Source organism: Micromonospora sp. ATLC20, from assembly GCF_057196585.1.
In genome coordinates this window covers 1-6,276 of the sequence record NZ_JBXUOV010000252.1, presented here as the reverse complement: position 1 = coordinate 6,276, position 6,276 = coordinate 1, and the positions used below count along the sequence as shown (strand labels likewise).

Sequence of the window (6,276 nt, the reverse complement as noted above, 5' to 3'; positions counted from 1 at the left end):
GGACCGGCGGCCACCCGGGCCCGGTCCCCGGCGGGTGCGGCCAGGCGGGCGCGCCGGCCGGCTCCTCGGGCATCAGGAACCACATGATCGGGTACGCGAGCGCGGCGAGCCCGCCGGTGAGCACCGTGGCGGCCGCGAAGATCACCCGGATCAGCGTGGGGTCGGCGGCGAAGTAGCGGCCGAGGCCGCTCGCCACACCGGCGATCATGCGGTCGCTGACCGGTCGGCGGAGCTGCTTGTACGGGGCCTGGGAGGGGTTCGGGAAGGTCATGTGTCAACGGTCCCGCGCGCTGCGGCGGCCGACCTCGGTGACCGCCCGGACGCCTACCCTGAACCGTCCCTGAGACGCCAGCGAAGAGTCAGGAATCTGACTCTTTTCGATGTCGGTAACCCGCTCCGGGGAGAATTTGCTCCCGTGACCACCTCGCTGGAGCCGCTCCGCAGGATCGCGGCATACGCAGTTTGTGCTGATTCAAACGGCCGAGTGCTGCTGGTCCGCGCATCGGAGCGCTCCGGCACCCCCGGCACCTGGTCGCTCCCCGGAGGCGCGGTCGACCACGGTGAGGACCCCAAACACACAGTCGTCCGGGAGACCGCGGCCGAGACCGGGCTCTCGGTGGCGGTCGCCGGCCTCCAGGACGTGCTCGCCGACATGCGGGCGCTGCCCGAGCGGCGCATCACGATCCACACCGACCGGCTGCTCTACACCGTGTCGGTCCGGGGCGGGACGCTCACCGAGCGGGTCGACCGGCCGACCGACCTGGCCCGCTGGTTCACCCTCGACGAGGCCCGGGAGCTTCCGCTGCGGTCGTTCACCGCACGTGCCCTGGGCCTGCCCACCTCCACCGACGACATCGTGCCGGAGGAGGTGCCCGAGTTCCCCTCGTTCTACGCCGTCCCCGGCCCGGACGGGCTGCACCGGGCGCAGCGCTTCGCCGCGTACGCGGTGGTGACCGACCCGGAGGAGCGCGTACTGCTGACCCGGGTGTCCGACGGCTATCCGGGCGCCGGCTGCTGGCACCTGCCCGGCGGCGGCACCGACTACGGCGAGCAGCCGGGCGCGGCGCTGATCCGCGAACTGGTCGAGGAGACCGGTCAGACCGGCCGCCTGGTCGAGCTGCTCGGGGTGGCCAGTCACCGGGACGCCGCCTCGCTCGGCCCGGAGGGCTACCCGATCGACTGGCACGGCGTACGCGCCTTCTACCGAGTGGTGGTCGACCAGCCCGCGCCGCCCACCGTGGCCGACGTCGGCGGCTCCACCTGCGAGGCCCGCTGGTTCCGCCGCGAGGAACTCGGCGCCCTCCCCACCGACCGCCTCACCGAGGTGACGGCCGAAGCAGTCCAGGCCGCCCACCTCCTCTAACCTCCCACCCCGGGCCTCCACCCGGCCCCCACCCCGGCGATCATGAAGTTGACGGCGCGAAATGTCCGCCTCGGTACCGCTAACCTCATGATCGACGGAGTGGGGCGCTCGGGTGCGGGGGAGTGGTGCGGGTGGAACAGCTGCGGCGGGTCGGGGCCTACGGGGTGCTGCGGGACTCCGAGGGGCGGGTGTTGCTGGCGCGTGGCTCGGCGAAGTGCCCGTACCCGGGGGTGTGGCAGCTGCCCGGTGGCAGCGTCGAGCACGCGGAGCACCCGGCCGACACCGTGGTACGCGAGTTCGCCGAGGAGACCGGCCTGACCGTGGCGCCCGGCGCGATCCGGGCCGCGGTGGCCGACGTGGCCGCGTTCGCCGACCTGGGGATCGCGCTGCACACCGATCGGCTGATCTTCGAGGTGGAGGCGCGCGGCGGGCGGCTGCGGCCCGAGCCGGCCGGTGGCAGCGACGAGGTCGGCTGGTTCGCCCCCGAGGAGGCCGCCACCCGGGCGCTGATGCCGTTCACCGCCGAGCTGCTCGGCCTGCCGGTGACTCCGCTGCCGGCCGGCCTGCCCCGGGCGCTGCCCGGCGGACCGGCCGGGCCGTCCGTCGACCGCCGGCAGCGCTTCGCCGCGTACGGGCTGGTCACCGACCCGGCCGACCGGGTGCTGCTCACCATGATCGCCGACGGGTATCCGGGCGCGGGCCGCTGGCACCTGCCCGGGGGTGGCACCGACCACGGCGAGCAGCCGGCCGCCGGGCTGCTGCGCGAGCTGGTCGAGGAGGCCGGGCAGCTGGGCCGGGTGGTCGACCTGATCGCCGTGGACAACCTGCACAACTCGGCCGCGCTCGGCCCGGAGGGCCGCCCGCTGGACTGGCACGGCGTCCGGGTGATCTACCGGGTACGGGTGGACGCGCCGACCGACGCGGTGGTGACCGAGCTGGCCGGCGGCTCGACCGCGCGGGCCGCCTGGTTCGCCAGGGAGCAGGTCGCCGGTCTGTCGATGACCGACGTGGCGGCCCGGGCCACCGGGCAGCGGGTGAGCTGAATCGCTCGCCGAGCCGCCCTGGGTGACCTCCGGTACAGTCGGAAGTACGGCTGACCGACGAAAACGGGCGTTGAGGCCCGAGATGGGAATGAGTGGGCGGTTCGCGCGGTTAAGGGAGATATAAGTACCGCCGGCAGCTATCGCCAAGCCCCTGTCCCCTGTGCAATGGTGTACTCCGCAAAAGGGCTGCCGGACCCGAAAGGTCCGGCACGAGACAGCCGGACACCCGCCCCGCCGTGGGCGGCCAGCCGATCCGGTGATGGAGGAAACGTGCCGAGAGCCCCATGGCGCCGGCGTCGTACGACTGACAGTCCGCGCCCCGCAGGGCGTCGCTGGGCGGGCAGGTTGCGCCGCAGCAGCACGTTCGCCCGCCAGGTGCTGCTGGTCCGGGTGGGCCGCCGGGACGGCGCGGCCGTCTCGGGGACCGACCTGGTCACCCCCGACCACCGTTACTCCGACCGTCAGCGCATCCGCTACGGCCGGCTCGACACCGACATCGAAGCGGTACGCCCGGTGAGCCCGGCGCTCGCCCCCGCCGCCCCGGTCGACGACGAGTCCCCGGCGATGTCGATCCCGCTCCTGCCGGGTGAGCGCACCGCCGCCCGCCGGGCCAAGTTCGCGCTCGTCAACGCGTGCACGCTGAGCAGCCTCATGCTCGGCATGCTGGCCATCTTCCTGGCCATGCGCGGTGACGTGCAGCTCGCCGCGATCTGCCTGATCGCGTGCGTCGCGTTCGACGGCCTCGACGGTGCGCTGGCCCGCAAGCTCGGCGTGGCCAGCCCGTTCGGCGCGCAGATGGACTCGCTCGCCGACATGTGCTCGTTCGGCCTCGCCGCGCCGGTAGTGGTCTACGCCTCGCTGGCCGGTTCGGTGCCCCCGGCGGCCGCCGCGGTCTCCTGCGCGCTCGTCGCCGCCTGCGCGGCGATCCGGCTCGCCCGGTTCAACGTCTCGCCGAAGGACGGCCGCTTCTTCTGCGGCGTGCCGACCACCATGGCGGCGGCGGTGCTCGCCCTGACCGTGGCGATCGGCGTGCCGGTCCCCGGCCTGGTCATGGTGGCCGGCGTGGCGCTGCTCGCCTTCGCCATGGTGTCCAGCTTCCCGTACGCGAAGCTCGCCCGGCTGCTGAAGCTGCCGCCGTGGCTCTGGCTGGCCCCGGTGATCGGCGCTCTCGTCGACATCCGGCTCACCTTCGCGTTCGTGGTGGTGGGCTACCTGGTCAGCGGGCCGCTGCTCTGGCTGCACCAGCGCCGTACCGCCTGATCCGAGAACGACAGAAGGGGCGCCGCTGCAGCGGCGCCCCTTCTTCGTGTCCGGCGCTCAGCGCCAGCGGGCGATCACCGTCGCGCCGCCGACCACCTTGTCGCCCGGACCGACCAGCGGGTCCGCGGCGTCGGCCGGCAGGTAGACGTCGGTACGCGAGCCGAACCGGATCAGGCCGAAGCGCTCACCCCGGGCCAGCAGCGAGCCGACTGGCGCCCGCTGCACGATCCGGCGGGCGATCAGCCCGGTGCGCTGCGCCACCACGACGGTGCCGTGGTCGGTGTCCAGCACCGTGTACGCCGCCACGTTGTGCTCGGCGTCCGGCTTCATGGCGTTGACGAAGCCGCCGTCGGCGACGAAGTAGTCGACCACCTTGCCGGCCACCGGGGAGCGGTTGACGTGCACGTCCAGCACCGACAGGAACACCGCGATCCGCAGCCACTCGCCGTCACCGAAGCGCTCGTCCTGCAGGCGCTGCACGGACAGCACCTGACCGTCCGCCGAGGCGACCACCGCCGACGGGTCCTCCGGCACGTCCCGCTCCGGGTCGCGGAAGAACGCGGCCACCGGCGCGGCGGCCAGCGCCGGCAGCAGCCAGAGCTTCGACTTCGGCCGCGCGGCCCGGGCCAGGGCGGCCAGGCCGAGCGTGATGCCCGCCGCGGCCACGCCGTTGGAGTCGATGTGCATGCCCCGGGTCAGCGGCACGCTCGACGGCCGGTACGCCGGGGACAGCGAGGCCGCGAGCGCCACCGGCGCCGGGGTGAACCGCAGGTGGTGCACGCGTACCGGCGGGGTGTTGCGCAGCACCAGGTCGCTGCGTACGCCGTGCAGCACGCCCTGCCGGTCCAGTTCGCCGTCGGCGCCCCCGGTGCGGAACAGCGGCGCGGCGACGCTCAGCACCGCGCCCTCGGCCAGGTATTTCGCCAGCCCGTCGATCGCGACGCGCGCCTCGTCCGCGGTGCCGGTGAACGGCTCGGCGACGACCACCACCGCGGCGGCGTCCGCCTCGGCGAGGGTGTCGACCACGCGTACCCGGTCGGCGACCCAGCGGCCCTGCGCGGTGACGTGGTCGCGCAGCGCGGCCGCCGCGGCGCCCTCCGCCGGCACCACGGTGAGCCGGTCGCCGGGCAGCAGTGCCTCGATCGCGGCGGCCAGCACCGCGGACTCCGGGGTCGCGCCGACCAGCAGGCCGGCCTTCGGGTCGTTACGCCGGGCGAACTCGCTGACGAGCGTGCGGGCGGCGCGCTCGCCGATGCGGACCGCACCGGTGGGACCGGTGACACGCACGGCGGGGGACTGGGTCATGTCGGACGGGCTCCTGACGAGATAGCGAACGGACGGGGCGGCTCCGGCGACCCGACCGGCGGCTCCGGCATGGTCGGGGGCGGGGCCGGCCGGCGGAGGCGAGATCTCCGCCGACCAGCATAGGCCGCGTCCGAAGGGCGCCGCAGTGGCGCGGTCAGGCCGGATCCCCCGGTGTACGGCGTTGTGGAGCCGCCTCGTCGGCCGGTGGATCGAGCGCCGGCAGTTCGCGGGTGGCCGGTTCCGCGGAGTCCGTGGTGGCCTCGGTGGCCCACTCGTCGGCGCCGTCGGGCGTCCCCGTGCCGTCGGGCGTCTCCGGGCCGGCGGCGGGGGAGCCGTACGGCGCCGAGACCGTGACGTCCGGCGTGGGCGGCGTCGCGGGTTGCTCCGGTGCGCGACCCGAGCGCAGCGCGCCGATCAGTCCGAGGAGGCCGATCAGCACCAGCCCACCGGCCAGGAACCAGCCGACCGGGGGTACGGAGAGACCGAGGATCCGGGCCAGCAGCCACCAGACGGACAGACCGAGGAAGACGAGTCCGAAAGCGAACGACACGACGTCGGTACGGTGTGCCTTCACCGGGTCACCTCCAGCTTGCCGGCGTTCACGTGGACGAAGAGGCGCAGCTTGCCCCCACCGGGACCGTCGGCGCCGACGTCGGTGGTCTCCCACTGACGACCGCCGAGCCCGCCGCTGCTCCGGCCGAAGACGGTGGCGTCGCCGGCGTTCACGTCGGCCACCGTGGTCACGTCGACGTCCGGCGGTACGACCACTGTCGCGTTGCCGAGGTTCACGTCGACCGTCACCTGCACGTCCTGCTTGTCGAAGTCGATCCCGCGCAGGTCGAGCGTGGCGTCACCGAGGTTGTTCTCGTACCGGTTCGCCAGGTCGCGCAGGTCGGTCGGGGCCCAGGTGACGTTGCCGTCGATGCCGCGTACCCGGTCGTAGGACTCGGCGACCGTGGCGATGCCGAGCGCCGCCGCGGTCACCAGGCCCAGGGCGATCAGCCAGCGCGCCCGGCCGAACCAGGTGCCGACGAGCAGGCCGAGGCCGATGGTCGCGAGCACCGCGGCGAAGTAGCCGGCGGCACCGACCGGGAAGACGTCGAGCAGGTCGAGCATCGCCACCACGCCGAGCGCCAGGAAGATCAGCGAGAACGTGATCGCGCCGAGCGCCGAGCGCTCCTTGGGCCGCTTCGGCGGTCGCGGCGGCCGTACCGGTGGCGGGACGGGCGGCGATCCGGCGTAGGGGCCGTGCGGGGCGAACGGCGGCCGGTACCCGCCGGGCGGCAGCGGTGCGCCCACCGGCGC

The 6,276-nt window shown here is 74.2% G+C and carries 7 protein-coding genes; 3 read left to right on the top strand and 4 right to left on the bottom strand.

Annotated elements, in window-relative coordinates; genetic code table 11:
• The coding region (locus tag AC2CHG_RS29210) for a PspC domain-containing protein (RefSeq protein ID WP_484526007.1) at positions 1 to 271 on the bottom strand (271 nt) is incomplete at its 3' end.
• Positions 272 to 415: 144 nt separating this feature from the next.
• On the opposite strand from AC2CHG_RS29210, the gene AC2CHG_RS29205 reads away from it, so the two are divergent.
• The 3 genes from AC2CHG_RS29205 (at position 416) to AC2CHG_RS29195 (ending at position 3,666) form a co-directional block, all read left to right on the top strand.
• Positions 416 to 1,363, top strand: a complete 948-nt coding sequence (locus tag AC2CHG_RS29205; RefSeq protein ID WP_091426217.1) for an NUDIX domain-containing protein — start codon at positions 416 to 418, stop codon at positions 1,361 to 1,363.
• Positions 1,364 to 1,494: 131 nt separating this feature from the next.
• The gene (locus AC2CHG_RS29200) at positions 1,495 to 2,406 is read left to right on the top strand and encodes an NUDIX hydrolase (protein ID WP_484526006.1); all 912 of its coding nucleotides are present in this window, start codon (positions 1,495 to 1,497) and stop codon (positions 2,404 to 2,406) included.
• A gap of 345 nt (positions 2,407 to 2,751) precedes the next feature.
• Positions 2,752 to 3,666 (top strand): CDP-alcohol phosphatidyltransferase family protein, encoded by a 915-nt coding sequence (locus tag AC2CHG_RS29195; RefSeq protein WP_262015825.1) that lies wholly within the window; start codon positions 2,752 to 2,754, stop codon positions 3,664 to 3,666.
• A 57-nt stretch (positions 3,667 to 3,723) separates the two neighbouring features.
• Here AC2CHG_RS29195 and AC2CHG_RS29190 read toward each other — a convergent pair whose 3' ends face one another.
• The 3 genes from AC2CHG_RS29190 to AC2CHG_RS29180 form a co-directional block, all read right to left on the bottom strand.
• The gene (locus AC2CHG_RS29190) at positions 3,724 to 4,971 is read right to left on the bottom strand and encodes a phosphatidylserine decarboxylase (protein WP_355506291.1); all 1,248 of its coding nucleotides are present in this window, start codon (positions 4,969 to 4,971) and stop codon (positions 3,724 to 3,726) included.
• Positions 4,972 to 5,125: 154 nt separating this feature from the next.
• Positions 5,126 to 5,545 carry a hypothetical protein gene (locus tag AC2CHG_RS29185; RefSeq protein WP_484526005.1) on the bottom strand — a complete coding sequence of 140 codons (420 nt, stop codon included), beginning with the start codon at positions 5,543 to 5,545 and terminating at the stop codon, positions 5,126 to 5,128.
• Positions 5,542 to 6,276, bottom strand: a 735-nt coding sequence (locus tag AC2CHG_RS29180; protein WP_484526004.1) for a LiaF domain-containing protein, incomplete at its 5' end; no start/stop codon positions are given. The genes AC2CHG_RS29185 and AC2CHG_RS29180, both read right to left, overlap by 4 nt.

What these genes read in the sequence shown, in the direction of transcription:
- AC2CHG_RS29190 (WP_355506291.1), bottom strand. Translation starts at nt 4,971, where the DNA reads ATGACCCAGTCCCCCGCCGTGCGTGTCACCGGTCCCACCGGTGCGGTC.